The sequence below is a fragment of the Aliivibrio fischeri ATCC 7744 = JCM 18803 = DSM 507 genome (genome assembly GCF_023983475.1).
Taxonomy (GTDB): domain Bacteria; phylum Pseudomonadota; class Gammaproteobacteria; order Enterobacterales; family Vibrionaceae; genus Aliivibrio; species Aliivibrio fischeri.
Genome location: NZ_CP092712.1, coordinates 2,874,214 through 2,900,283 on the forward strand (window position 1 = coordinate 2,874,214; position 26,070 = coordinate 2,900,283).

At 37.9% G+C, this 26,070-nt stretch carries 24 protein-coding genes; 16 read left to right on the forward strand and 8 right to left on the reverse strand.

Annotated elements, in window-relative coordinates:
* Window positions 1-18: 18 nt before the first annotated feature.
* Window positions 19-351: a copper resistance protein gene (locus AVFI_RS13195; protein ID WP_233932612.1), complete on the reverse strand. Its 333-nt coding sequence runs from the start codon at window positions 349-351 to the stop codon at window positions 19-21.
* A gap of 134 nt (window positions 352-485) precedes the next feature.
* Window positions 486-1,073 (reverse strand): hypothetical protein, encoded by a 588-nt coding sequence (locus tag AVFI_RS13200; RefSeq protein ID WP_188863799.1) that lies wholly within the window; start codon window positions 1,071-1,073, stop codon window positions 486-488.
* Window positions 1,074-1,338: 265 nt separating this feature from the next.
* Between AVFI_RS13200 and AVFI_RS13205 the strand changes: the two genes are divergently transcribed.
* From AVFI_RS13205 to AVFI_RS13220, 4 genes are read left to right on the forward strand one after another with little or no spacing between them, the layout of a single operon-like run.
* Window positions 1,339-2,664, forward strand: coding sequence for a serine/threonine protein kinase (locus tag AVFI_RS13205; RefSeq protein WP_065623385.1), 1,326 nt, complete (start codon window positions 1,339-1,341; stop codon window positions 2,662-2,664).
* A 29-nt stretch (window positions 2,665-2,693) separates the two neighbouring features.
* Window positions 2,694-4,121 (forward strand): chromosome partitioning protein ParA, encoded by a 1,428-nt coding sequence (locus AVFI_RS13210; protein WP_065623386.1) that lies wholly within the window; start codon window positions 2,694-2,696, stop codon window positions 4,119-4,121.
* An 11-nt stretch (window positions 4,122-4,132) separates the two neighbouring features.
* Window positions 4,133-4,699 (forward strand): ECF-type sigma factor, encoded by a 567-nt coding sequence (locus AVFI_RS13215; protein ID WP_054775880.1) that lies wholly within the window; start codon window positions 4,133-4,135, stop codon window positions 4,697-4,699.
* Window positions 4,700-4,705: 6 nt separating this feature from the next.
* Window positions 4,706-6,274, forward strand: a complete 1,569-nt coding sequence (locus tag AVFI_RS13220) for a hypothetical protein (RefSeq protein WP_188863800.1) — start codon at window positions 4,706-4,708, stop codon at window positions 6,272-6,274.
* A gap of 67 nt (window positions 6,275-6,341) precedes the next feature.
* Here AVFI_RS13220 and AVFI_RS13225 read toward each other — a convergent pair whose 3' ends face one another.
* A complete protein-coding gene (locus tag AVFI_RS13225; RefSeq protein ID WP_054775881.1) occupies window positions 6,342-7,205 on the reverse strand; it encodes a hypothetical protein in 864 nt (287 codons plus the stop codon).
* Between the two features lie 227 nt (window positions 7,206-7,432).
* Here AVFI_RS13225 and AVFI_RS13230 point away from each other — a divergent pair, with 227 nt between their 5' ends.
* The 10 genes from AVFI_RS13230 to AVFI_RS13275 all read left to right on the forward strand — a co-directional run bounded on the left by AVFI_RS13230 (window position 7,433) and on the right by AVFI_RS13275 (window position 18,201).
* On the forward strand, window positions 7,433-10,204 hold the full coding sequence (locus AVFI_RS13230) for a hypothetical protein (RefSeq protein ID WP_188863801.1): 2,772 nt from the start codon (window positions 7,433-7,435) through the stop codon (window positions 10,202-10,204).
* 325 nt (window positions 10,205-10,529) lie between these two features.
* A complete protein-coding gene (locus AVFI_RS13235; protein ID WP_011262859.1) occupies window positions 10,530-10,877 on the forward strand; it encodes a transcriptional regulator in 348 nt (115 codons plus the stop codon).
* Window position 10,878: 1 nt separating this feature from the next.
* Window positions 10,879-11,241 (forward strand): glycine-rich SFCGS family protein, encoded by a 363-nt coding sequence (locus AVFI_RS13240; RefSeq protein ID WP_005421476.1) that lies wholly within the window; start codon window positions 10,879-10,881, stop codon window positions 11,239-11,241.
* 6 nt (window positions 11,242-11,247) lie between these two features.
* Complete coding sequence (locus AVFI_RS13245) at window positions 11,248-11,544, forward strand: DUF4312 family protein (protein ID WP_005421477.1); 297 nt, start codon at window positions 11,248-11,250, stop codon at window positions 11,542-11,544.
* 56 nt (window positions 11,545-11,600) lie between these two features.
* A complete protein-coding gene (locus AVFI_RS13250; RefSeq protein WP_005421478.1) occupies window positions 11,601-12,377 on the forward strand; it encodes a DUF4311 domain-containing protein in 777 nt (258 codons plus the stop codon).
* Window positions 12,378-12,395: 18 nt separating this feature from the next.
* Window positions 12,396-13,046 (forward strand): DUF4310 family protein, encoded by a 651-nt coding sequence (locus AVFI_RS13255; protein ID WP_012534360.1) that lies wholly within the window; start codon window positions 12,396-12,398, stop codon window positions 13,044-13,046.
* A 57-nt stretch (window positions 13,047-13,103) separates the two neighbouring features.
* On the forward strand, window positions 13,104-14,240 hold the full coding sequence (locus AVFI_RS13260) for an amidohydrolase/deacetylase family metallohydrolase (protein WP_188863802.1): 1,137 nt from the start codon (window positions 13,104-13,106) through the stop codon (window positions 14,238-14,240).
* Entirely contained in the window at window positions 14,224-15,327 is a 1,104-nt protein-coding gene (locus AVFI_RS13265) for a DgaE family pyridoxal phosphate-dependent ammonia lyase (protein ID WP_188863803.1), read from the forward strand. Before AVFI_RS13260 ends, AVFI_RS13265 begins: the two co-directional genes overlap by 17 nt.
* A 12-nt stretch (window positions 15,328-15,339) precedes the next feature.
* Window positions 15,340-16,080 (forward strand): 2-dehydro-3-deoxy-phosphogluconate aldolase, encoded by a 741-nt coding sequence (gene dagF, locus AVFI_RS13270; RefSeq protein WP_054775882.1) that lies wholly within the window; start codon window positions 15,340-15,342, stop codon window positions 16,078-16,080.
* Window positions 16,081-16,278: 198 nt separating this feature from the next.
* Complete coding sequence (locus AVFI_RS13275) at window positions 16,279-18,201, forward strand: BglG family transcription antiterminator (RefSeq protein WP_065639772.1); 1,923 nt, start codon at window positions 16,279-16,281, stop codon at window positions 18,199-18,201.
* 58 nt (window positions 18,202-18,259) lie between these two features.
* On the opposite strand, the gene AVFI_RS13280 is transcribed toward AVFI_RS13275, so the two are convergent.
* Both AVFI_RS13280 and AVFI_RS13285 read right to left on the reverse strand, forming a co-directional pair.
* On the reverse strand, window positions 18,260-18,532 hold the full coding sequence (locus AVFI_RS13280) for a hypothetical protein (RefSeq protein ID WP_080562697.1): 273 nt from the start codon (window positions 18,530-18,532) through the stop codon (window positions 18,260-18,262).
* Window positions 18,507-19,403: an SPOR domain-containing protein gene (locus AVFI_RS13285; RefSeq protein ID WP_054775883.1), complete on the reverse strand. Its 897-nt coding sequence runs from the start codon at window positions 19,401-19,403 to the stop codon at window positions 18,507-18,509. Before AVFI_RS13285 ends, AVFI_RS13280 begins: the two co-directional genes overlap by 26 nt.
* Before the next feature lie 175 nt (window positions 19,404-19,578).
* On the opposite strand from AVFI_RS13285, the gene AVFI_RS13290 reads away from it, so the two are divergent.
* Together AVFI_RS13290 and AVFI_RS13295 are read left to right on the forward strand one after the other, a co-directional pair.
* Window positions 19,579-21,459 (forward strand): DUF294 nucleotidyltransferase-like domain-containing protein, encoded by a 1,881-nt coding sequence (locus tag AVFI_RS13290; RefSeq protein ID WP_005421488.1) that lies wholly within the window; start codon window positions 19,579-19,581, stop codon window positions 21,457-21,459.
* A gap of 9 nt (window positions 21,460-21,468) precedes the next feature.
* The gene (locus AVFI_RS13295) at window positions 21,469-22,185 is read left to right on the forward strand and encodes a 3'-5' exonuclease (protein WP_012534398.1); all 717 of its coding nucleotides are present in this window, start codon (window positions 21,469-21,471) and stop codon (window positions 22,183-22,185) included.
* Between the two features lie 90 nt (window positions 22,186-22,275).
* Here the strand turns inward: AVFI_RS13295 and AVFI_RS13300 are convergent, their stop codons facing one another.
* The 3 genes from AVFI_RS13300 to AVFI_RS13310 all read right to left on the reverse strand — a co-directional run bounded on the left by AVFI_RS13300 (window position 22,276) and on the right by AVFI_RS13310 (window position 26,016).
* Window positions 22,276-23,856, reverse strand: a complete 1,581-nt coding sequence (locus AVFI_RS13300; RefSeq protein WP_012534348.1) for a BCCT family transporter — start codon at window positions 23,854-23,856, stop codon at window positions 22,276-22,278.
* A gap of 238 nt (window positions 23,857-24,094) precedes the next feature.
* Window positions 24,095-25,036, reverse strand: coding sequence for an ABC transporter permease (locus tag AVFI_RS13305; RefSeq protein WP_005421492.1), 942 nt, complete (start codon window positions 25,034-25,036; stop codon window positions 24,095-24,097).
* A 2-nt stretch (window positions 25,037-25,038) separates the two neighbouring features.
* Window positions 25,039-26,016 (reverse strand): ABC transporter permease, encoded by a 978-nt coding sequence (locus AVFI_RS13310; RefSeq protein WP_155662841.1) that lies wholly within the window; start codon window positions 26,014-26,016, stop codon window positions 25,039-25,041.
* Window positions 26,017-26,070: the final 54 nt, after the last annotated feature.

Consider the following 26,070-nt stretch of genomic DNA (forward strand, 5'->3'; position numbering starts at 1 on the left):
GTTACAACATTCGATTATTTATTCTCTAAAAACACACAACTTGAGGTGAACCCGCCTTCCTTTATGAAGAATAGGCTCGGTAAATGAAGAGGTATAGCTGAATGATAAACACAACCCAATAACGAGAAGAACCGTGAATATCTGCACAATAAGTGCATGATCGCCAACTTGATGTTGTTCGAAATGGATTAAATGTTCCGATAATTCACACTTATCACCTAACCCATTTTTGTCTTGCTGTGTTTCCGATGCTTGTTGCACAGTATCAGATACTGAGCTATCCAACGGTAAAGAACACGAGCTTAATAAACCAATATTGTTTGCCGCACAGACAAAGATAACCCAACACACAAGAATGAGGGGCCATCTAAAAAAATCATGTCTGTAAAACGCAGATTTCATCAACTGGTTAACTACAAGAATAAGGAACGTGTGCAGTTAGGACACACGCTCCTTTAAATAGTTTCCTAGTTACCTATTTAAATTTAATGAGCGTGGTTATGATGGTGGTGACCACAACCACATGTTGGTGCTGCAACCACGCTTTGTAATGGATGAAATACCATTTTTTCTTGTAAAGCTTCAGGTGTTAATGAATTTAATAGGTGCATATTCTCGATATTTACCACATTAACATCACCTAATTCACGTTGTGTTTTTGCTACTTCAATAAACTGACGACTTAATGCTTCTGGTAACGTAAATTCACGAATTGCACACAACAAATTAGTTGCTGTATCTACCGCAATCATAGAAACAGATAAGGTGTTATCTTCAGAAAGAGAGAAATATTCATCTGGAATTGCTGATGAATTAAATTGCATTTCAAAAGCCAAATCACCAAAACTAACAACAAGTAGGCAACCGCCTTTCTCTGATGATACTAAACCTAATTGAGCACCACTTTGACCTAATAGTGTTTGTTCATCAGCGGTAATATTGCTAAGTCCAACATACAGTAAATTAGGTAAATCATTACGAAATAGTTCAAGCATCGCACCGTCGCCCTCTTGGAAAGGGTGGTTTTCAAACGTTTGTCCAACTTGAAACTGTGGAGTGTTGTGTTCAGCCATAATCATTACCTTCTTCATCTGTATCTTAATTTATACCGCTAAGTGTAATCCTTATTTGAAAAATGACTATCCTAGTAAAAAGCAAATCACTATTACTTATTTGTAATAATAATCATCATTATTAATTTATTATTAAAAACATCAATAACCTCCATCTACTGAGATCAAAAAATCCATTTAAACTTTCTTAAAATCGAGAATATTCATTCACATTTTCAATATTAACTTATACAGTACGCACAAATTATTTTTATAAATTAACATCGTGCTGCTAGGTACTTCTTCAACACAAATCTTTTATCACTTGTTAGATCTGGATGATGAACAACAACAAAAAGTGCTCGATACACTTAAAGAAAATCAACCAGAAATCCATCAAGAGATCACAGCGTTACTAGGTTCTTCTCCATCAGAGCATTTTTCCGATCTGCTCGGCTTTCACGCGCAACAAACTTGTCATTTTGATTGGGATTTAAGCAATCAAACAATTGATAAATACCAATTACGTGATGAGTTAGGTCGTGGAGGAATGGGCGTTGTTTATTCTGCACATCGAGCAAATGGTACTTTTGAGCAAGAGTTGGCTATCAAGTTTATTCAGCCAAGTTTTAACAACCTACTCGATAAGAGAGCGCTATTTGAAGAAGCTCAACTTTTAGCTCGTTTAAATCACCCCTACATTGCAAAAGTATTCGATGGTGGTGAGCACCAAAATCTTGTTTATGTCGTAATGGAAAAAGTGATTGGTTCAACGCTTAACGATTTTTTAGTGACGCATGAACTATCCAAGGCACAAAAATTACACCTATTTAGTCAAGTTTGTAAGGCTCTTGAACACGCACATCAGCACAATGTACTTCATGCCGATCTTAAGCCTGAAAACATATTGATTGATAAGCAACACTCTCCCAAATTAATCGACTTTAACCTTACACAAAAAGTAAAAGAGAGCACGATTGAGCCTCAACAAGGTGTGCTTGCCTTTAGTGAGCAATTTGCGAGTCCTGAACAGAAATCAGGTGGGTTTCTTACGCAACAGAGTGATATTTTTTCACTCGGAAAGATCTTACATTTGCTATTTCCAGTAACAAATGAAAATGATGATATTCACTGCATCCAAACGAAAGCGATGCAAGAATCATTAGATCAGCGCTATCACTCGGTTTTAGAGCTGCGATTAGATATCGAAGCCGTTATCGCGTCTCGTCCAATTAGCTTAAAGCAGCATCGTCCATGCTATACATTAACGTGCTTATTAAAACGTAAACCTATTCCTTCATTTTTATGCGCATTATTAATGATTACAGGGATCGCATTTTCAAGTTTATTAGCACTTAAAAATCATCAGTTAGAGCAAGAAAAAATCGTTGCTGAAAACATGATGTATGAAGTGACGCAATTACTGTTTCACTCAAAAGGGTCAAGCGTCTCTCAAGCATCGATCAACTCGATGTTAGAGCTTACTCGTCGCCGAATTTTATCTAATCCAGATTTACCAGCACATATAAAACAGCGAATGCTATTGGCCATGATGACGCCAATTCCAACAAAACAGAAATTAACGACTCATCATTTCACCAATAATAATTAAATTCTCGTTTAGAAAAGGACATTCATAATATGAAAAGCAAACCGTTTTCAGCCCTTTTATTGATGCTATTTCTAGGTACTCCTTCTGTTGCTCATGCAGAAATAAAAACGGGATATTTCATCGACTCGCCAGTTACTGGTCTTTATTACCAAACAAGCTCACAACTGTCAGGTACGACAAATAAAGGCGCTTTTGAGTATCGAACTGGTGATGTCGTGCGTTTTTTCTTAGGTACTGATGAAAATGGTTATCTTATTAGTACACTATCAGGCCAAGAGGTGGTTACCCCAACGTTAGCCACCACTACACCAAGTAAAAGCATTAACCTAACTCGGTTATTGCTCTCTCTTGATAGTTCGCCAAATAACCGAGATGAAATCACCCTAGCAAGTAAAATGCTTTCTAACGTGGATTTTCAGCAGCGACTCAAGCAAATCGATCTCAATGTATTAGACAGTTCTTCTAAAGAGCTAAATATTGATCTCGTTTCAGTAAAAGAAGCCGTTGAGCACTTAAATCTAAGCCAGCAATACATCGAAGATAATTTCACTTCCGATGACATTATTTATGAGCCAGTCAATAAACATCTAAAACACATCATAATTAAGAAAAAAGACTGGCAAGGTCGAATGTGTGCTTACGACATTAAATATCAGCATCACCCAAGATATCGTCCTTCTTTTGGCAATATGGAATATACGGTGACAAATACTCACCTTATCCAATACCCAAGCGCTGGTGATTACTTTAATGGATGCGAATTAGATACCAGTCATCCTGTGATTGCAGACAAAAGCCCTATATCTGAATTTGAAGGCTTTGGTGGAATGATCGGATGCGCAGCAACAGGTTGCACTCGTAATGATCTTAATGGATTTACGTTAGACGATTATAACGACGAAGGTGACTGGAAATACCGAACCATTGCGATGAATTTTGATCCTGAAACTGAATTAATGATGGAGAAAATTCAAGGGTTAGGTCCCAACGAACACGTACGCCATCAAAATAGAGGTGAACAAATTACTTTTATTTATCCAATAGATAAAGAAGAAAAAATCCCTTTTGAAGGCATATGGCAACAAACGCAATACCATGGTCAAAAAATCGAAAAACACTGTTTATTAGTCAAGAATCATCAAGTTCTTAAGCACCCAAAAACAGGTAAAACCTGCTCAAAAAATGAAGAACAGTACACATTAAATGTGACGAAAGACTACGCCGATATGTGGTGGGTAAACAATAAAGACAACAGTGCTCAACTAGAACAAATGAACCTATTGGTTCGTTGGTATCTCAATGGAAATCAGGTTCAACATACAACATGGGAGTATTTACCCGCCGGTAGAGATTGGAAGCAAGGGGTACTCTATCGCTATCGACAAACACTTCAACGCCAACCAAATGGTATTGAAACTATGGATACATTTTCTGTCTCTGAATTTAGCAAAATATAACGGAATTAGTCATGAAAACGACAACAGAACTGACACGCATTATTCAAGATTGGCAAGCAGGAAATAAACAAGCTGAAAACCAGTTATATCAATTCGCTTATTTACAACTCAGACATATCGCTCAAGAAGAGCGAAAACGTAACGCTGAAAAATTCGGCCAACATAATGATGTTCTGGCTGACAGTGTAAATAGTACAACCGCTTTGATTCACGACGCTTACCTTAAGCTTTCAAATTCAGAGCTAAGTGATGTAAAAACCAAACGCGATTTCTTTTTAATGGCAACCAAAGTAATGCGTCAAATTTTGATTGATAACGCTCGCTCGCAACAAGCCCAAAAGCGTCAGGCGTTAACCTCAATTCAAGATGATAATGATAAATTTGAACAATTAATCATTATGGATAAAGCACTTGATAACTTTAGTGTTCGCTATCCCCGCCAATCCAATGCCCTAAAATTAAAATATCTTATGGGCATGAAGAACAATGAAATTTGCCAACTTTTAGAATGCAGCTCAAGCCTGATAGAGAAAGATTTAAAATTCTCTCGCAGTTGGCTTCAAACTCGTATGATGTAATTACTAATGAAAAAAAAAGCACTCATTCTATTATCAATAAGTACTATTGCTTTAAGTGGTATCTGGCTACGCTCTGCTATTTCATCACCATCCGAACATGCCGTGATAGCAGAACCAATTCCATTACCAACAATACAAAACACACCATCTCGTGAAGCATTTTTATCTAGCTTTCATAAAGAAAAAACACAGTTAAATACAGTGCCAAAAAAGGAACGAGATAATGATGAAACTACGGAATATTCAGAGAAAATAAATACCCAAAAAACATCACCTCAAGAAGATAGTGAAACTGATTTAGAATATAACGTAGATAAAGTACAAAGCCTCCCACAATTGAGCTCGACTCAAAAAGTAGGAAGTGCTGGCAACCAAAAACCCAAAGTGGATAACGACATACAGCAGCAGTTACAGACCATGATGTATGCGTGGAATTTAACGCAATCCACACCGGTAAATTATTCATTTAATATCAACGGTCTTTTTTATGATGAGGAGCATGATTTTATTACCACAAGAGTTCGCTTCTCTTATCCAGGACTTTCTTTAATCAATAGAGGCGAGCTAACCTTGGTTGGTTCTCCTATCGAAAGTGATAAACCAACCCAATTCATTATTTCAGCAAAAGATGACTATCATGGAAATAAAGAAAGTGCATGGACTCATGTAAGCTTTGATTTACCCTCGACAGAAGAATCAAACTCAAGTGTTGAACACCCATTAATTGGGCATATCCTTTATCGGTTAGAAACAACAAATCATTTTGCTGGCCATAACTATGATTATGAAATTGTTTATTGTGAGGCATTTAAGTTCATTAATAACCTCGCTTATTATGCGGCTTCAACCAATAAAAGAGCCTGCCCTACAGAAGAGTCGCTATCCGAAGTCGGTACCTATGCCATTGATGACAAGCACCTTGTTGTAACAAGCAGCTATTCGGCTTTTGATGCAGAGCAACGTTGGAAAATACTGCATTTCTATGAATCTAGTTTTAATAAAGGTGAAAGCCTACTTACCACAATTCATAATGGAAAAGAGTTTGAGACCTACACAATATTAAAAAATAAACGAGCAATGGAGTCTCGTTTAAATGTCGTTACTGGGCAAACCCCTTATCAAATGGAAAAATTTGAATATTTCTTCCCTACAGACAAACAAGGAAACTACATTAAAGGCACAGCGGGAATGTATATGATGGATTCTAGGTTGGTTAATCCAAACTGGTTCGAGCTAGATTCTGATCTCAATATTCATTCAGATACGCATAACATGACGTGTGATTTTGTAGTCGCTTTTTATCAAAGTTCAACCATGGCTGGTCAAGGAGCAAGTGGTATAAGTATAACGTCGAGTTCCGTAGCTCCTAACTATATTGACCCACTAGAATGCGAAGAAAGAATTAATCCAGATAATGGCAAACGCTATGCGTACCTTGACTTAGATTACTCACCTTATGATGAGTTTGTTGATGGGGGGATCTATAGCTACATTTTAAAACCCAAACCAGAATACGCTCATTTAGTAGAAGAGTTTAAAGTTAACTTAATCTATCACGCACCAAATTTAAGTTAAAAATCATAGTGATAAAACAAAAAAAAGAGCGAAATGCGTCGCTCTTTTTTGTTTGGCCTGCGATAGGCTAAAAACTCCAGAGTGCCTGTAGACCGGTACTGAATATATGAGTATCTGCCTCTGGCAGCGTTGCATAGCCATTTTTGGTTTCGCGCTCTGTACAAACCCCATCCACCATGGTGACGCACGTTTCAACCAGCACCGCTTGCTTGTCTGTCTCAAAGCGTTTTTCATAACCTAGCATTGCATACCAACCAAGGTGTAACCCTTTCATGACTTCGTAGCTAATGGTTCCTTCAATTGAAGCTCTCATCCCAAAATCATTAAACGTATTATCTTCGAACTTAGTATTTTGAGTCACACTATAAATTGGAAGACCTAATACTGCACGTCCGCTCACTTTCCATTTCTTATCACTAAACAGTAAGCCATTATCGTAAGCCACACCCAAATCAACAAAAATATCGGTCGAGGTTTCTTCCCATGTGCCATAAAACGCTTTATTGGTGAACCCATTATGGTTTGTCATACCGTAGCGAGTATACGTTTGGTAAGTAAGGGCTGGGCCACCGATAACTCGCCACTCATCAGTAAGTTTGTAGTGCAGTTGAATGTTGGTCGCCGTTTTTAAATATTCAAACTTATTGGTTTGCATTAATTGACCATAATACTTCCAATCTTCTTGCGCACTTTGAGGAGAAAATGAAGCTAAGGCATCAATAGAAAAATCAAACTTATCGTTAATGTAATACAAGCCACCACTGTTCAAAACAGGGTTTGTGATCGTCACCTTAGATTGTGTTCCACCATAATATTCTTGATACGTTACGTTCTCTAAACCAAACGTAAAGTAAGAATACCCATAGTTTTTATCTCCCTCATGCGCCATTGCAAAACACGGCAATAAACCTAACCAGTATATTTTTTTCATTTTTCGTCCCTAGATGTATTTTTGGGTGCGAAATATGAGTGATTCATTCCAAAAAACCAATAGTGCTATTGATAAAAAAATAAAATAAATTTTACGGTTTTTTTCCTATTTTCCGTGTCTTGTTTTGTTTTTTGAACCAGCGTAAAAGTGTCGCACTTTTGAGTTTTACAAATAAATAAACACTTATTGAGGGAAAGGCTACCCTCATCAAAAAGGATTGAGACAGAATGAAAAAGGTAAGTTTATTAGCAGCGTCAGTGGCACTAGCATTAGTAGGTTGTGGCGGTTCTGATGGTGGTTCAGATACCAATACTGGTACACCTTCAGCTGGCGGTATTATTATTACTGGTTTTGATGGCTACTTTAAGAATGCGGTTGTGTTTGATGATATGCCTGTAGCAACACGCACATCAACAGTTGGCAAACTAGATTCTAATGATGTTATTTTTGGTTTAACTGATGGAAATGGTAAAATTACCCTTCCAAAAAATACTGAAATAAAAGGTACTCTGAGTTTACAAACCATTACTCCTAATGGCGATGTACAAAAGATGCTTATCGCTCGTGACCCAAGTAAATTTGCTGGCGTCTATACCATTGATATGGATCATCCAACTCAAGCAATGGCACACGAAGTTTCTTTCCGTACTCTTCCTGGTGAGAAAATCATCTCTCCTTTAACAGACCTTGTAGCAGCCAAAGCGGGTACAAATCCAACACAAACTCAAATAAAACAAGCTAAAAAAGAAGTAAATACAGCTCTTGGATTGGATGCAGAAAACACTGATGTATTTTCTGATGTCATTGCTGCTGGCGATCATGTTCTACACAAAACAGCACAAATCTTAACTGAATCAAAAGTAGAAGCAGGTAATAACTATACACCAGCAGCAGCTATCGCGATTGCCGAAAAAGCGACAGAAATAGTAAACGATCCTGAAAATGCAGATAAACTTGATCAACCTAACTTCAAACCAACGATTCCTGTAGACAATACAGGAACAGTCGGTGAAGTGATTATTAATAATAAGTTAGTCGTTAGCAAAACTATTTATGACAACCTTATCAAACAAGTAAATAGCGCAGATAAATTTACTGATGTTACAGAAATTTCTCTAATCGATTTACCTATCGCTGAACTATTTGTAGATGCTGATAATAAAAATGAAATTATCCCAGAAGTAAAAATCAGTACCGTAAATGGTAGCGATGTTACTGCAGAATTTAACATTACTAAAACAGCGACAGAGTTAACTATTTCAGCAAAAAATATCACAACTGTACGTGATACTTATATTGTGACATTAAGCTCTACAGATATTGCTGTTAATGATAAAAACATGGGGGTAGTCAGTACGACTTTTGAAATCAAAGTTGATCTAGAAAATTCAGCACCAACATTAAACCTACAAGTTAAAAGTACATTACAAGAGTGGTTAGGAAGTTTAGAACTACAACAAAATGTTGCTGTATTTGATGAAAAAATGCGTATCAGCGACTTATTTGAAGATGAAGACAAGTTAACTTATAGCGTTTATAGCTCTGTTGCAGGTTTAGAGTTTGCACTTGCTCCTTTTAATGATGGCGGTACTGAACTTGAAATATTAGGTAAGCCAAGCCATGCGTACCCAGCAGGTGAAACGATTACAATTTCTGCGACTGATGGTATTAATACTGTTTATGAAGAATTTACATTAGCTGCAATTGCAGAAGCCGGCATTACGATTAATGAAATCAAATATGTGGCACTACAAGAAAAAATTACTGATATAACCTTGAAAAAAGGTACCCCTGTAATAGAGGCTCAATTAAATATTACAGAACTGTTCAATACTGAAAGCGTAAACGGCTTAGGTGCTATTGAATATTATGCAGGCTTAGAAGATAAAGCTCCTGGACCTAATGGTGAGAACCTTCATGAAGGTTTCACTACTGTAGATGGTGTTAACGTTAGCGTTGATACTAATGGCACCCTTACTATTTCTGGTGAACCAAACGAGATTATTAAAGGTGGTTACTTCTACCTTATGGCAGGTGTAAATGGTGACACCTCAGACGAAATTTCATCTAAAATGGTGAAAATAACTTTATCTGATGTTCAACCTGCGGATGGTGGCGAAATAATTCCACCAGAGACAAGCCTTAACCTACAAGATAAATATTTATATAAAATAGAAAGCGGAAATTTCAATGGCGTATCAGGTTTATTCTGTGACATTCGCTATTATGATTCTTCTAATAAAAAGTTCTATATGAATATAAGAACAGAAATCAATAAAGAACTTTGTACTGTTGTAAACACAACTCTTTCACCAAGCAACCAACCAGAATTATTTGAAGAAGTTGCTGAATATACACTTCAAAATGGAGTTTTCACTTTTAGTTATAATGATGGTTCTGAGCAATTTACAACCACTCATTCACCTTTACAATTTGATATAGGTTATGACTCTCAAGTATCACCATTTAGCCACTATGTTGTTAGAGCTAATGAGGTTGGGATCGATAATGATGGTGAATATGAAAGTGCTGAACTTTACTCTCTATATCTTGGAGCAGAAGCAGTTGAGGAGGTTATTGCAGTAAAAACTACCCATCAAAGCGGCAATGACCATACAACTGAACCATCAAACTTCAGAAATCAACTGATACATTACACAGATAGCAATGAAGTGTCTGAATTCAAAGTCGAAGCTCAAATGCGATCTTTGGATTTCTGTGATGGAACTTTAGGTGGATCAATGTGCGAACAAGGTTTGGCTGATGCTGACCTTATTATCAAAGATATGAGCTGTTCTGAATTTCAAAATGCCTACAACACTCCATATGTGAACGGTGAACACTTCATTAATGAAGGTTATATTGAAAACGGTATTAATAAGTGTGGTATCGATTTTTATAGTGAGAGTGCTATTACATCAGGATTTTATACTTTCCGTGCTTCACCTAAAAATGAAAATACTCATGAAGAAATTAACTTCAGTTTCAAAAAAGACTAAATGTGATTAACTAACATCAAGCCCCGCAATCGCGGGGCTTTTTATTTTCCATTTCCACTTTCCTCCCCACTTCCAATTAAAATCCAACTCACATCACAAAAAACTCACCTCAAATTTCCATTTCCACTTTTATTTCCACTGTAGGCAAATCTGTAACCTTATAATAAGTAAGAAAATAACAAAAAAAGTATGATCTATATCTCCTCAAGTATTCCAATTTCCACTTCAAAGTGGAAAAACTCTCTCTGTTCACTTTTTCTTTCCACTTATATTCTTTCATCATCAAGTTACGTATTAAAAATATTATTTAGAGGGAATAAAAAACGTGAATAGTAATACTCTAGAAATAAATGAAGAGTTATTCACTGATGAAGTAGATTCAACGTTCAATAAAGTTATCGATATTTTACGAGCTGAGAATATATTTCCAGACAGTGTTCAAAAACAAATGCTTTATTCTCATTTAAAAGCAATGGTAATTCGTTCTCATACTAATGAACCATTACCAGAAGTTGAAATTGAAATGTTTGATGAAATATCTAAGTCATCACACAAATTAGCTGAAGATGTCGTGAAATGGTTTCCGGCATTAGCATACGAAGAAACATATTTATTATCTGTTCACTTTGAAGTGGCAAAAGAAAACGAATTAACTGAAGAATTAGGAGCTTAATATGGCTGATGTAAAAGTAGTTATCGGTGACCGTCTAGGTAAAGGACAAAAAGTAGGTATGGGTGTTGAGGCTGCAGGTGGTTCTGTAACAGTAATCCCAGGCATGGCAGCAGATATGAAGCTTGGTGACATCATGAAACAAGAAGAAGCTGACTTCGGTATCTCTTTTTGTGGCAGTGGCGGTGCTGGTGCTATCACGGCTCAAAATAAATACGGCTACAAAGCAAAATATGGTATGCGCTCTGTAGAAGAAGGCGTTACTGCAATTAATGAAGGTTATAACGTTCTTGGATTTGGTTTTATGGACCAAGAAGAACTAGGTAAAAAATTAGTTGAAGCCTTCGTTAAAAAATACAGAAGTTAATTATTTATGAAAGAATCTATTACAACAACCGTAACGGTCAGTGGTAATGGAAATACAAAACAATCAGCTTTCAGCTCTGCATTAAGTAATATTCAAAAAACCATTTTAAAAGATAACGAACAAGTTATTTTACGAATTGAACCTGTTGATGTGAAATTAATTAATGCAGAGAAAAAAGAAAGAATTGAAAAGTTTATGTTTTTCTTTTTACCAAGAAATAAAACAACCTACTCAGTCACAATTGATGTCACTGTTAATGTCACAGTAATTAATATTGACCAATTGGATTTTAAATCAATATAAACACCTATTTATTTAATTAGCACTTAATTAAATATACTAACGGAAGGTATATATAGATGTTCTTAATAATATTAATAAAGTCCCTCATTATTGGGGCTTTAGTTGGCGTCGGCGTTGGTGTCGGTGCAGCTCGAATGTTCCATGCTCCAACAGTTCAAGGGATGGGTGCATTCCGTACTCTTGGAGAGCTTAATTCTTGTGAAGGTGACCCTGCTTCTCACTTCTCTTTTGGTCTTGGTTTCTTCTTTAACGCATGGGCATCATCTGTTGCTGCTGGTGCATTCACTCAAGACGTTGATCACCGCATCATTCCTAACTGGGGTGCCGCTGCTCTAATGGTTAAAAACCGTGATGTAGCGACAACCATGCACGACCCGAAAAAAATGGGTATTGCTTGTGGCATCATCGGCATGATCGTTGTTGCTTTCTTAAATACAACAGCATCAGCCGTTCCAGAAAGCCTACAAATCACAGCCGTTAAAGTACTTGTTCCTGCAGCTAACCTTCTTGTAAACATCGCGATGCCGGTTATTTTCTGGCTTGCAGCTATTGATGCGGGCCGTCGTTCAGGTTTTTGGGCAACTATCTTTGGTGGTCTTGCTCATATGATCATGGGTAACGCCGTTCCAGGTCTTGTTCTGGGTATCTTAATTGGTAAAGGTGTTGAAGATGGTGGCTGGAACCGTGTAACCAAAACGATGTTAACTGCGGTAATTGCACTGTTTGTTCTAAGTGCCTTCTTCCGTGGATTTGACCTTGAGCTTCTAGAATCTTTCCGACTCACTATCCCTACATGGTTAGAGAGTGTTCATACAAGCATTAGTGGCAAATAGTAAGTCTGGAGTTTTAAAATGGATGACAAATTAAAGAATAACTTTTGGTACGCAGATTGGTCTTTTCCATTCTTCGTAGGTCTGCTTTCTTCAGGCGTATTTGCTGGTACTCACATGTATTACCTATACGGCATCGGCGCATTTAACGAAGTTGCTTTCGTTTCAATGTTACGAGCAGGTATGGACACAGGTGTTTATGGTGCGGTTGCTGCCTTTGGTGCGAGTTTCTTATTCGCTCGAATCATTGAAGGTTCACTAGTTGGTATCTTGGACATCGGTGGTGCAATTCAAACCGGTATTGGACTGGGTGTACCAGCTCTACTTCTTGGTGCTGGTATTGTTTACCCGCTAGAAAACTTTGTTGCCTCATTAATTGTTGGTTTCTTCTTAGGCGTGGCAATTGGTTACATCATCATTATTGCTCGTAAATATACCGTTGGCCAAAGTAACTCTACCTACGGTGCTGACGTCATGATGGGGGCTGGTAATTCATCAGGTCGCTTCTTAGGTCCTTTGATTGTTCTATCTGCAATTGGTGCTTCAATTCCAATTGGTATCGGTTCATTAATTGGTGCCCTAGCATTTTACCAATGGCAAAAACCAATCACTGGTGGCGCAATTTTAGGGGCAATGGTTTTCGGTTCATTATTCCCAGTAGCCATCGGCTAACCCATATTGGTAATGCTCTTCAATCAAGAAGAGCATTACATAACGCAGGTAAGAACTATGTATGACTTACTCATTAAAAATGGAAAATTAGTCAACGGTCATTTTGTTGATATTGCTATTCAAGCAGGAAAAATTGCCAAAATTAATACCAATATTATCGAAGATGCTGAAAAAGAAATTGATTTAAAAGGACTTCATTACATCAGTGCTGGTTGGATAGATTCTCACACTCACTGTTATTCCGCCTCCCCTATTTATAACGATGAGCCAGATTTAATTGGTGTCGCTCATGGTGTAACCACTGTTATCGATGCTGGTAGTGTTGGTGCGGATGATATTGATGATTTTTATCAACTAACTCAAAAAAGCTCAACTAACGTATACAGCATTCTGAATATTTCTCGAATTGGTTTATTACGACAAGATGAGCTTGCTGATATGAGTGATATTGATTTGGATATCGCTAAAGAAACCATCAACAAACATTCCAATTTTGTGGTTGGCATTAAAGCGCGAATGAGCGGCAGTGTTGTAAAAGAAAATGGATTAAAACCTTTGGTTAAAGCCAAAGAGATGCAAGCTCAAAATAACCACCTACCTTTAATGGTACATGTTGGAAATAATCCACCAAATTTAGATGATATTGCTGAATTATTAACAAAAGGCGACATCATTACACACTGTTATAACGGTAAACCAAATCGCATTCTAACTCCTGAAGGTGAGCTAAAAGAATCGATGAAAAAAGCCATTAAACGTGGCGTTATTTTAGATGTTGGCCATGGCGGTGCGAGTTTCAGTTTTGACGTTGCTGAACAAGCGATTAAAAAAGGGATTTACCCTGACACAATAAGTTCTGATATTTACTGTAAAAACCGAATTGCAGGACCGGTACGTAGCCTACCTCATATCATGTCCAAGTTTTTAACCATTGGTTTATCTCTTGAGCAAGTAATCAACTGTGTCACGATAAATGCTGCAAATGCACTGCAAATGGACACAAAGGGTCAATTAGAAGTGGGGAAAGATGCCGATCTAACCATTTTTAACATCCATCACGAACCATGTACTTTTGTCGATTCTGAACAAGGAAATCGTCAAGGTAACGAATCATTTTTACCTTTGGCAAGCATTGTTGCAGGTCAAATTATCACGACACAACACGGAGAGAACACTGATGTCTTCAATTCATGAGAAGTATGGTCTAACTGAAGTAATTAATGCATCTGGTCGCATGACGGCATTAGGGGTTTCAACGCCAAATGAAGACGTTGTAAATGCAGTAAAAGAAGGGCTTGGACAATATTTTGATATGAAAGATCTCGTTATCAAAACGGGTGAATATATTGCTAACCTTCTTAATGTTGATGCTGCAATTGTTGTCTCTTGTGCTTCTGCTGGCATCGCTCAGTCTGTAGCTGCAGTTATTGTTAAAGACAGCCAATACCGTTTAGAAAACCTACACGCCCATGCTCACGATGTTCCATCAGAAATTGTACTGCCAAAAGGCCATAACGTTAACTTTGGCGCCCCTGTTGGCACCATGGTAACTCTCGGTGGCGGAACCATTAAAGAAGCGGGATACGCGAATGAATGTTCAGCAGAACAACTTGAAGCCGCTATCACTAAAAATACAGCAGCGATTTTGTACATCAAATCTCACCACTGTGTTCAAAAAAGTATTTTAAACGTAGAGCAAGCGGCAGTTGTAGCTCAAAAACATAACCTACCATTAATTGTTGATGCCGCAGCAGAAGAAGATTTAAAAGGCTATTTTGCAATGGGTGCTGATCTCGTTATTTACAGTGGTGCAAAAGCCATTGAAGGACCGACAAGCGGATTAGTTGTAGGTAAAACTCAATATGTAGATTGGGTTCGCAAACAATCTCAAGGCATTGGCCGAGCAATGAAAGTCGGCAAAGAAGGTATCTTAGGTTTAACTCACGCTATCACTGATTACTTAACTGTTGAAAAAGAATCAGGCCAAGAAATGGTCGCGAAGATGGAAAAGTTCATCGCTGATATGAACACCATTCATGGCGTAACGTCACGAGTCGTATGGGACAGCGCAGGACGTGATATTGCAAGAGCTGAAATTGCTTTTAACCATGAATCCCTAGGTACAACAACCAATAATATCGTTAAGCAATTAAATAACGGCAATCCAGCGATTTACTGCCGTGGCTACAAAGCTAATGAAGGCATTATTGAGATTGATGTTCGCAGTGTTAACACCACTCAATTAAACACTATTTTCGAAAAAATTAACGCATTATTTTAAGAGAGATATTCCATGAGTTTAAAAGCTAACTTCTATAAAAACCGTGTATGCCTAAACGTATTAGCAGGCTCTGTTGATAATGCGGCTGATATTTATGACGCAGCAGAAGGTCATGTTCTTGTTGGTGTTTTATCTAAAAATTACCCAGATGTTGATACTGCAGTTGAAGATATGAAGAAATACAGCGAAGTAACAAATAATGCTGTATCTGTTGGCTTAGGTGCAGGGGACCCAAATCAATCAATGATGGTTTCGCTTATTTCACAACACGTACAACCGCAGCACATTAACCAAGTATTTACTGGTGTAGCAACAAGCCGAGCTTTAGCTGGGCAAGATAAAAGTATCGTGAATGGTCTTATTTCACCAACTGGCACTGTAGGAATGGTGAAAATCTCAACAGGTCCGTTAAGTTCTCGCTCTGAAGACGCAATTGTTCCGGTAGAAACAGCTATTGCCATGCTAAAAGACATGGGTGGTAGCTCTGTAAAATACTTCCCGATGGGCGGTTTAGAAACACGTGAAGAATTTGCTTGTGTTGCAAAAGCGTGTGCTGAACAAGATTTCTGGTTAGAGCCGACAGGTGGAATTGACCTTGAAAACTATGAGGAAATTATGCAAATCGCATTAGATGCAGGAGTTAGCAAAATCATTCCTCACATCTACAGTTCTATCATAGATAAAGCAACGGGAAATACTCGCCCTGAAGATGTAAAAACACTGTTAGACATGACAAAAAAACTGCTTAACTAAGTTTGCTCCAAAAGGCCAATTATTCGCCCCCGGATATTGGCCTTTTTTATTAAAAATAAGAAGGAAATTGTATATTTTTCAATAAAATAAATTACATCCACATATACATCACATATTGAATAAATACCATTACCCTAACGTTTTCGTTGGTTGATATTATTGTCAATATAAACACTTATTAACTGTTCTGGTTTTTCTATGATCCAACTGCCTTATCCTCGTCTTAATGTCATTTTTGAAGCGCTTAGATATGAAGCCCTTCCTCAACAAGAGCTTGCTCAACGTTGTGATATTTCAACACGAACAATTCGAACAGACATCTCTGCCTTGAATGATATTTTGGCCTCTTATGGTGCCCAAATTCAGCACCAGAGAGGAAAGGGCTATCACTTTGATATCTATGATGAGACCCGTTTCTTGGATATTGAAAAACAAACGAAAAAAATGAAATCCTCACCTCGTAACGCTAAAGATCGCATGGTGTATTTGATGATGCGTCTATTATCTCAAGAGGAAGAATGTAAGTTAGATGATCTTGCCAATCAGTGGTTTGTCAGTCGAACTTCATTACAAGCCGATATGGGAGAAATTCGAGAGCAACTTGAACAATATAATTTAGAGCTAATAAGCAAAGCACATTGTGGATTACGCCTGTTTGGTGAAGAGCAAGCTATTCGAGCTTGTATCGCCCATATTTTATTTCAATTTAAACCAAGCGATCATACGTTTATTGATGTATGTGAATATTTTTTCCCAGAGATTAACCACCCGTCCTTGAGAGCCGATTTACTTGAGCTAATTAATAAAAATCACATCAAGCTTACTGACGAAGGTTTGCATCATTTAGTCGTCTATTGTGGTATTGCCCTACATCGCTTAAAACAAAATGCGAGTATTCATCATGTGGATCAACCAAACCTCAGTGAAGAAGCACAAAAAACGGCAACAGAGTTAAGCCAAACCATAGAAAGTTTACTTGGTGCACCTTTACCTCAAGCAGAAATAGATTATCTAAGCATTCAAATTGCGGCACGTCGAGTTACTGGGGTTCCTGAAATCGACATTCAAAAACCAACAGAGCAATTAGAGCTAACTCAATATTTATTGAATTATGTTAATACGCATTACAACTACGATCTGCGTAATGATGAGCAATTAAAACGAGACTTACTCTGCCATATCACCACCATGATCTTACGAGTTAAGTATCAAATTACCATTCCAAATCCACTATTTGATCATATTAAACGCTATTACCCATTAGCCTATGATATGACTGTAGCTGCCGTTTCTCATTGGGGTAAGCATTTAATTCCAGACGGTGAGATCGGTTACTTAGTCATGCATATTGGCGTTGGATTAGAGCGTAATTTTTCACTTGAAGAGCAACTGCCACCAAAAGCGTTACTTGTTTGTGACTCAGGCACATCAATCGTGCGTTTACTTGAATCACAACTTATGCGCTCACTGCCTCAACTCACAATAGAGAAAGTAGAGAGTCTTAGAGATTATGAAGAACTATCAAAAGTAGATGCCGATTTCGTTATCTCGACAGAAAAAGTATCACAAAAAAACAAACCGACAATCACGGTATCTCCGATACCAACAAGCTTCCAATTAGAACAAGTAAATAAACTCATTCTAATGAATCGCTCACACCCATATATGTTGGATAAATTTTTTGATCACCGTTATTTTTCTGTTCTGGATGAACCAATGACTCAAGGAGAAGTGCTTAAAAAATTCAGTTCTCATTTTACAGAAGATAACATCACCCCTATTGAGTTTTACGACTCTGTTATTGAGCGAGAAAGCATTACATCGACGATTTTAGGGGAAGGCATTGCAATTCCACACTCGTTGGGATTACTCGCTAACGAAACAAAAGTATATACCATCATTTCTCCACACGGCGTAGATTGGGGGAATGGGAAAATAGCTCATGTGATTTTTCTTTTTGCTATTAATAAAGACGATTATGAAGAAGCGATGAGCCTTTACGATTTATTTGTGACCTTCATGAATGGCAAAGCCGTCGATACCATTTTAGGCTGCCACTCTTATGACGAATTTCAATATGTAGCTAAAGAATGTTGGTTTAATCGCAAAAAAGATTGGTAAATAAAAAACCCCGGAACATGCCGGGGTTTTACATATCAATTAAATTGAACAATAAAAATTATCCGCGAGGCTTAAACTCAAGCACTGGTGCTTTCTCTCCATCATTCACATCTTTTGGATTGTTAATAACTAAAAAATCCAAGGCGCGTCCTGTAGGACTAAGTAACGCAAGCTCTTCTCTATGTTCATCTTCCAAACAAATATTTAATGAGATATTTGAAAGCGCCTTAACACCAAATTCATCTTCTAATGTCTCTAGTGCTTCTTGTAGGTTTTCAGCAAGAGACTTACTGTCCCAGCGACCTTTAAATTGGATTTCCAACGACTTCATCCTCTACTTTCTTAGTACACATCACATTTAGCATGGAGGTGTTTTTTAATTTTCTGGCCGCACCATCTTTAAAGAGTCCCAAATTATCAGCACCCCAATAAGGCAATAATACAGGCCATTTGTCTTTGGTCATTATCGTTGAATCAAGCAAGATTTGCCATTGCTCTTTAGTAACCAAATCCATATCTATTTGCTGACAAATTTCTTGAGCATGTAGAGATGTAGCTCGAAGCCATGGCAAACTATTTTCCATATAAAAACCTTCACTAGTGTCATCTGTAAATGGAACTACAAAATGAAGATTATTTATCTTTGTTTGCTTGCGAATAGTAATAGGATCAGGTTCTGGCTCGCTTACCGCCTCAGGAGCTCTTTCAATCGGTTCTTCAACTTGAGGCAACAAAGCTAAGTTCACCTCCCTTAATGCTGCATGTTTAAATAACCGATCACTTTGTAAACGTCTTAATTGCTTTTGCGCTGTAGTGAAATCTTGATAAGGCCCAATCAAGCAACGCTTAGCTTCTCCCTCTAATTTAAAGTTAATCGAGGCATCCACTTTCTTTTGAATATGATTTACTTTTTCTTTCGTCAGATCTTGATTAAACACACCACATTGAATCCAAAACTCGCTCTTTCCTTTTTCTAATTTTGGTTGTTGATTTCCCCATAAACCATCACCAATTGGGCAAGCATCTAACAACACATTTTTCGCATCAGAATGCGCAGCTTTAGAAAAACAAATCGAGGTAAGTGCGCTTTCCTTTTTAACCACATCATCATTTGAAGCATCATTGGCATAAGCATGCGTCATAACAAGAACACTACTTAATACTCCCAATGAAATTTTTGTTATTTTTATTAATTGAGTCATCAAACTTCTCCAAACAAGCACTTACAATATTATCAGCATAGCAAAAGTTATGTTTCAAATCCGAGAACCTCATTCTAATGCGCTTATATTACTCATTTTCATAGAATAAAATGGCTATCCATAAGCCGATAAACTAAAATTATTTTTCCCCTTCTCTATTTATGTCGAGTAACACATGGAAGTTGAACTGTTAGAAATACAGCATTTTTTATCTCAATACCCTCCGTTTAATTTACTTCCAGAGGAAGCGATAAAAGAAGCGGCGCAAAGTGTTGAAATATCTTATTACCGAGCAGAAACCATGGTGATTGGCTTTGGTGATGAGATCAAAGATCTCTACATGGTTCGCAGTGGTATCATCGAAGTATATCGTCGAAATGGAGAGCTTTATAACCGTCTTGATGAAGGTAGTATCTTTGGCCAAATGGGACTATTAATGAACAATAAAGTTCGTTTCCCAGCCAAAGCCCTAAAAGATTCCCTACTTTACTGTATTCCTGAAGCCGTTTTTGATGATTTCTGTGAACGCTATGATGAGTTCTCTGACTTTGTTGAAGTAGAAGATGCCACTCGTCTAAAACAAGCGGTTGAAAACACAGAAGACGATGCAAACGACTTAACAACATCTAAAGTGAAAACGCTGATCACCCGTGAAGCCGTAATGATTGAAAAAAATCAAACCATTCAATCTGCTGCAAAAACCATGGCTGAAGAAAACGTATCAGCGGTATTAATCACAGATCCCGACATCGATATCGAAGAAGAAGATAATAACTTTGTTGGTATTATTACCGACCGAGATTTATGCACCAAAGTATTAGCGTGTGGTTTGGATTTTGAAACACCAGTGTCTGAAGTAATGTCGACAGAATTAATCTCTCTTGATCACAATGCTTATGTTTTTGAAGCCATGCTGATGATGCTACGCTACAACGTCCACCACCTTCCTGTACTAAGAAATAAACAACCTATTGGCGTTATTGAAGTTTCTGATATTGTTCGCTACGAATCACAAAACAGTCTGTTGTTTGTAAGCAGTATTTTCCAGCAACAAACCATTGAAGATTTAGTGATACTTTCCACTCAACTGAAAGACTGTTTCTTACGCATGGTCAACGAAGACGCCAACTCTCACATGGTTGGTAGCGCAATGTCTGAAATTGGACGTAGTTTTAAACAACGCTTATTAGAACTAGCAGAAGAAGAGCTTGGTGAACCTCCGGTACCTTATTGTTTCTTAGCTCTTGGTTCTATGGCTCGTGACGAACAATTAATTGTTACAGACCAAGATAATGCGATCATTTTAGATAATGAATACAACGAGAAAGAACATGGTGAATACTTCAAAGCGCTATCTGAATTTGTTTGTGATGGTTTAGCAGCTTGTGGCTATAAATATTGCACTGGCGATATCATGGCAACCAACCCTAAATGGCGTAAGACACAATCAGAGTGGGAAGAATGTTTTGCCGATTGGATTGATAACCCAGATCCTCAAGCACTATTAAATAGCTCTATTTTCTTTGATTTAAATGGCGTCTATGGTCGAACTAAATGGGCTGAACAACTTAATGGCTTCATTGTTCGACGTGCGAAAAAGAATAACCGCTTCTTAGCTTGTTTAGCACGAAACGGCTTACGTCGAACACCACCTCTGGGTTTCTTTAAAGACTTTGTAATGGAAAAAGATGGTCGTCATAATAATTCCATCAACCTAAAGCGTCGTGGTACAGCTCCACTAGCCGATTTAATTCGTGTTCACGCATTGGCCATTGGTTCTCATGCTCAAAACTCATTTGAACGTTTAGATGACATTATCGAAGCTGGTATTTTACCTAAATCCAAAGGCCAAGATTTGCATCATGCAATGGAATTAATCTCACTGGTTCGATTACGCCACCAAGCATTAGATGTCGAAGCTGGTATTGAACCTGATAACAATATCGAACCTGAAAACATGTCAGACTTTGAACGCCGTAATTTAAAGGATGCATTCCAAGTACTAAGTAACGCTCAAAATTTCTTAAAATATCGCTATAACGCGAATAAATTCTAGGAGCTAATGATGATCCCACATGCTCCTCAAGAAATTTTAAACTGGCCTTCCTTTTTCAAACATAAACAGGAGATCAGTAAAGATAAACGGCTAAAAAACTTCTACAAGACAGGAACGTACGAAGAAGAAACACCACTGAGTGACATTGAATTTGTAGCGCTTGATTTTGAAACTACAGGATTAGATGCGAACCAAAATAGTATTATCAGTATTGGTTTAGTACCTTTTACATTAGAACGTATTTTTTGCCGTCAATCGCAACACTGGTTTGTGAAGGCACAAGACAGCTTAGAAGAAAATTCAGTGGTTATTCATGGTATCACTCATTCTGATCTACAGGGTGCTCCAGATTTACGCCGGATTTTAGAACAGGTATTAGATGCACTCGCAGGAAAAGTCGTGGTTGTGCACTATCGTCGTATTGAGCGAGACTTCTTTGATACAAACCTTCGTAGTTTAATTGGTGAAGGGATCGTTTTCCCTGTCGTAGATACCATGCAAATTGAAGGGGATTATCAACAAGAACAAGCGAAAGGCCTTATCAATTGGCTTAAAGGGAAACGTCCTGAATCAATTAGATTGGCCAATACGCGGTTGCGTTATGGATTACCTTCATATCCTCCTCACCACGCATTAACCGATGCAATAGCGACGGCTGAATTGTTTCAAGCACAAGTGAGATACCACTTTTCAGCTAACGACCCAATTCGTAAATTGTGGCTATAACGCTTTTATTTATATTGCGATGAAATATAAAAAAGCCGATGAAGATAAAACTTCATCGGCTTTTATTTACCCGTAATAATCTAAAATAAATTAACTACGGTTATATTTTTCTGTTCTCATACCCATAACTAAACTTACACACATAGCAAGTAAAATCAGAGTAAATGGTAGAGCCGTTGAAATTGCACCTGCTTGTAATGCTTGGATAGCTTCAGTACCACCAACCCATAGTAGAGCAACAGCAATCGCACCTTCCATAAACGCCCAGAACACACGTTGTGGCATTGGTGCATCCACTTTACCACCAGCAGTAATACTATCGATAACCAATGAACCTGAATCCGATGAAGTGATAAAGAACACAAGCACCAGAACAACGGCAATCATAGAAAGAATATTACCCATAGGCAGAGCATCAAACATTTCAAACATAGCTAAAGAAACATCTGTCAGGCCTTTTGAACCTAATGTGCCAATGTTATTTACAACTTGATCAATCGCAACGCCACCGAAGATAGACATCCATAATACGGTAAATAATGTAGGTACAATCAATACCGCAGTAATAAACTCACGAACCGTACGACCGCGAGATACACGCGCAATAAACATACCTACAAATGGAGACCACGAAATCCACCAAGACCAATAAAACACAGTCCAACCATGCATCCATGCCTCATCTACACGACCATGAGGATTACTTAACGGAATAATATTTTCCACATATCCCATAATCGTTGTTGGAATCGTACCCATAGATATAGCGAAAGTAACAAGAGCAACAAAAGCCAATAGTACAATGGCAATTAGCATATTGATGTTACTAATGACTTTTACACCACCATCAATACCACGCATTACCGATACAACAGCAAGTAAAGTAACAACAAAAATAATCGCAACTTGAAGACCTAGACCACCATCCATACCAAATACATGATGGAAGCCACTCGCAGCTTGTTGAGCACCTAAACCTAATGACGTTGCTAGACCAAATAAAGTAGCAAGAACCGCTAAAATATCAACAACGTGGCCAGGCCATCCCCATGTACGATCACCTAAAATTGGATAAAAGATAGAACGCATTGAAAGAGGCAATCCTTTGTTATAAGCAAAGAATGCTAATGACAAAGCAACAACGCCATAAATAGCCCAAGGGTGTAAGCCCCAGTGGAACATAGTTGCACCGAGTGCTAATTTCGCAGCTTCTGGAGTATTTGCCTCAACGCCAAGCGGCGTTTCAAACCAACCAGTAAAATATGCGACAGGCTCAGCTACGCCCCAGAACATCAACCCAATACCCATACCTGCAGCAAATAGCATTGCTATCCAAGAGACCATTGAGTAATCCGGTTTGGCTTTATCACCACCCAGACGAATTTTGCCAAATGGCGATACAATCAATGCTAAACAGAAAATAACAAAGATATTAGCTGACCACATGAATAAACCATCAAATGCATTGATGATCTTCCATTTAAAACCATCAAGAACGGTTTTGGCGCTTTCGGGATCAGTTACTGCTACAGCAACTAAGAAGAGTGCAATCAGACCTGCGCTGATGCCAAAGACGGGATTATGTACATCGAATCCCCATTTCTGAACGTTATCCTGTCCAACAGTATAATCCGTATTATCTATACTGTACTTATCCTTATTTCTACTCATTATTCCTCACTTCGAGCCTTGGCTCTCTGTTTTGGTTTAATTCAAATACTCGCTTTAAAATATTTAAACACACCTAATGATCTTAACAACTGAGCATATAATTGCCAGTAAAAGCAGCGAATTAGCCTAATAAAACAACAAATAAAGGGGGATTATCCATATTGTGAAACACAATATCTGTTCTACAAACAAAAAAACGGTGAATAATTCACCGCTTTTTTATTGGTTAAAAAATAGATTATCCTTTATAAATTTTAGGATTAAACACATCCCTTAACCAGTCACCCAGTAAGTTAATCACTAAAACTAAGGTAACTAAAACAAGTCCAGGGAAAGCGGTTATCCACCACGAACCAGAGAAAATGTAGTTAAACCCGATACTAATTAACGAACCTAAAGAAGGTTGGTCAACCGGTAAACCCAATCCTAAGAAAGACAGTGCTGCCTCTGACATAATCGCATTAGCAATTTGAACCGTTGAGATAACCAAAATAGGCGATAAACAGTTAGGAAGTATATGGCGGAACATGATGCGAGGAGAACGGAACCCCATGACTTTTGCAGCCTCCACATACTCTTTTTTCTTCTCAGCAAGCACAGATGCGCGAATGGTACGAGCGTATTGTGGCCACTCTGCAACCCCGATGATCACGACAAGCATCACCACAGCATACTGACTGAAAAACTCAGTCCCAAAACTGGCTTTAAAAATAGCCGACACAATGATTGCCACCATCATTGTCGAAAATGACAACTGCACATCGGCAAATCGCATTAAGAAACTATCAATTCGACCACCAAAATAGCCTGCTGATAACCCAATAATGATGCCTAAAGTAAGCTGTACCGCTACCGCTAAGAAACCAATCGTTAATGACAAGCGCGAACCATAAAGAATCGTCGACAGCACATCTCGTCCTTGGTCATCAGTACCAAGAAGAAATCGTTCATCTCCCTCTTCCATCCAAGATGGAGGCAATTCCGAATCCATAATATCAATCGAACTTAAGTCGTATGGATTAGTTGGTGCAATAACAGGGGACAGCAGTGCTCCTAATACAAAAACCAAAAACACAGCAAAGCTGAACATCGCAACTTTATCGCGTAAAAAATAATACAGAAAATCAGATGATTTAAATCGTTCCCAGCGCGTTGGAACGTGAGTCGTTGTCGTATTCATGATTACGCTCCTTTACCTGTGATATCAACGGTTGGGTTAATTAATCCATATAACAAATCAACAATGGTGTTTGTTACTACGAAGATAAGACCAACAAAAATAACGTAAGCGGTAATTAATGGCGTATCGACACGGTTAATTGCTTCTAAAAATAAGAACCCAGTTCCCGGCCACTGAAAAACAGTTTCAGTAAGAATGGTATAAGCCACCATGGTACCGATTTGAACCCCACCAACCGTTAACACAGGTAACATGGTATTTTTTAAAGCATGTTGATAATAAATTTTATTGGTTGCGATCCCTTTTGCTTTTGAGAACTTGATGTATTCAGAACTTAATACTTCTAGCATTTCAGAACGAACCAAACGAATAAATAGAGGAAGCATAATTGAAGCAAGAGAAATACACGGCAAAATCAGATGCGCTAAGCCATCAACAGTAAAAAAGCCGGACTCCCAACCAAGTAAATTATACGTTTCTCCTCGCCCATAAGACGGTAACCAATTAAGTTCAATCGAGAAAACATACATCAGCATAATCGCGGTAAGGAAAACCGGTATTGAAATACCAATACTGCTGAATGCCATAATGGCTTTAGTAAAAATACTTTTTGGATTAATCGCAGAATAAACCCCAAGAGGTATCGATAAACAAACAATAATAATTGCTGCACCAAACACTAATTCTAGCGTTGCGACCAACTTATCAAGAATGACTTCTACCGCAGGTTTTTTAAAGAAATACGATGTGCCAAGATCACCTTGTAGCGCATTAGTTATAAATCGAGAATATTTGGTAATAAATGGGTCATTTAGACCTAAATCATCACGCAGAGCCTGACGCTCAGCTTCAGAAACCGACTGACCAACTAATTCACGTAACGGGTCACCCAAATTATCTTGGATGGAAAACGCAACCAGACTGATCACAAACATCACTATCAGTGCCTGAAACAGGCGCTTGACCAGAAACGTAAACATTCCTTGTCCCCTTTCTTTATCCTAAAAATGACATGAGAAAAGCATCTCTATGTC

What these genes read in the sequence shown, in the direction of transcription:
- AVFI_RS13310 (WP_155662841.1), bottom strand. Translation starts at nt 26,016, where the DNA reads ATGTTTACGTTTCTGGTCAAGCGCCTGTTTCAGGCACTGATAGTGATG.
- AVFI_RS13215 (WP_054775880.1), top strand. Translation starts at nt 4,133, where the DNA reads ATGAAAACGACAACAGAACTGACACGCATTATTCAAGATTGGCAAGCA.
- AVFI_RS13280 (WP_080562697.1), bottom strand. Translation starts at nt 18,532, where the DNA reads ATGAAGTCGTTGGAAATCCAATTTAAAGGTCGCTGGGACAGTAAGTCT.
- AVFI_RS13285 (WP_054775883.1), bottom strand. Translation starts at nt 19,403, where the DNA reads ATGACTCAATTAATAAAAATAACAAAAATTTCATTGGGAGTATTAAGT.
- AVFI_RS13200 (WP_188863799.1), bottom strand. Translation starts at nt 1,073, where the DNA reads ATGGCTGAACACAACACTCCACAGTTTCAAGTTGGACAAACGTTTGAA.
- AVFI_RS13245 (WP_005421477.1), top strand. Translation starts at nt 11,248, where the DNA reads ATGAAAGAATCTATTACAACAACCGTAACGGTCAGTGGTAATGGAAAT.
- AVFI_RS13275 (WP_065639772.1), top strand. Translation starts at nt 16,279, where the DNA reads ATGATCCAACTGCCTTATCCTCGTCTTAATGTCATTTTTGAAGCGCTT.
- AVFI_RS13305 (WP_005421492.1), bottom strand. Translation starts at nt 25,036, where the DNA reads ATGAATACGACAACGACTCACGTTCCAACGCGCTGGGAACGATTTAAA.
- AVFI_RS13220 (WP_188863800.1), top strand. Translation starts at nt 4,706, where the DNA reads ATGAAAAAAAAAGCACTCATTCTATTATCAATAAGTACTATTGCTTTA.
- AVFI_RS13240 (WP_005421476.1), top strand. Translation starts at nt 10,879, where the DNA reads ATGGCTGATGTAAAAGTAGTTATCGGTGACCGTCTAGGTAAAGGACAA.
- AVFI_RS13230 (WP_188863801.1), top strand. Translation starts at nt 7,433, where the DNA reads ATGAAAAAGGTAAGTTTATTAGCAGCGTCAGTGGCACTAGCATTAGTA.
- AVFI_RS13225 (WP_054775881.1), bottom strand. Translation starts at nt 7,205, where the DNA reads ATGAAAAAAATATACTGGTTAGGTTTATTGCCGTGTTTTGCAATGGCG.
- AVFI_RS13250 (WP_005421478.1), top strand. Translation starts at nt 11,601, where the DNA reads ATGTTCTTAATAATATTAATAAAGTCCCTCATTATTGGGGCTTTAGTT.
- AVFI_RS13290 (WP_005421488.1), top strand. Translation starts at nt 19,579, where the DNA reads ATGGAAGTTGAACTGTTAGAAATACAGCATTTTTTATCTCAATACCCT.
- AVFI_RS13300 (WP_012534348.1), bottom strand. Translation starts at nt 23,856, where the DNA reads ATGAGTAGAAATAAGGATAAGTACAGTATAGATAATACGGATTATACT.
- dagF (WP_054775882.1), top strand. Translation starts at nt 15,340, where the DNA reads ATGAGTTTAAAAGCTAACTTCTATAAAAACCGTGTATGCCTAAACGTA.
- AVFI_RS13260 (WP_188863802.1), top strand. Translation starts at nt 13,104, where the DNA reads ATGTATGACTTACTCATTAAAAATGGAAAATTAGTCAACGGTCATTTT.
- AVFI_RS13210 (WP_065623386.1), top strand. Translation starts at nt 2,694, where the DNA reads ATGAAAAGCAAACCGTTTTCAGCCCTTTTATTGATGCTATTTCTAGGT.
- AVFI_RS13255 (WP_012534360.1), top strand. Translation starts at nt 12,396, where the DNA reads ATGGATGACAAATTAAAGAATAACTTTTGGTACGCAGATTGGTCTTTT.
- AVFI_RS13295 (WP_012534398.1), top strand. Translation starts at nt 21,469, where the DNA reads ATGATCCCACATGCTCCTCAAGAAATTTTAAACTGGCCTTCCTTTTTC.
- AVFI_RS13265 (WP_188863803.1), top strand. Translation starts at nt 14,224, where the DNA reads ATGTCTTCAATTCATGAGAAGTATGGTCTAACTGAAGTAATTAATGCA.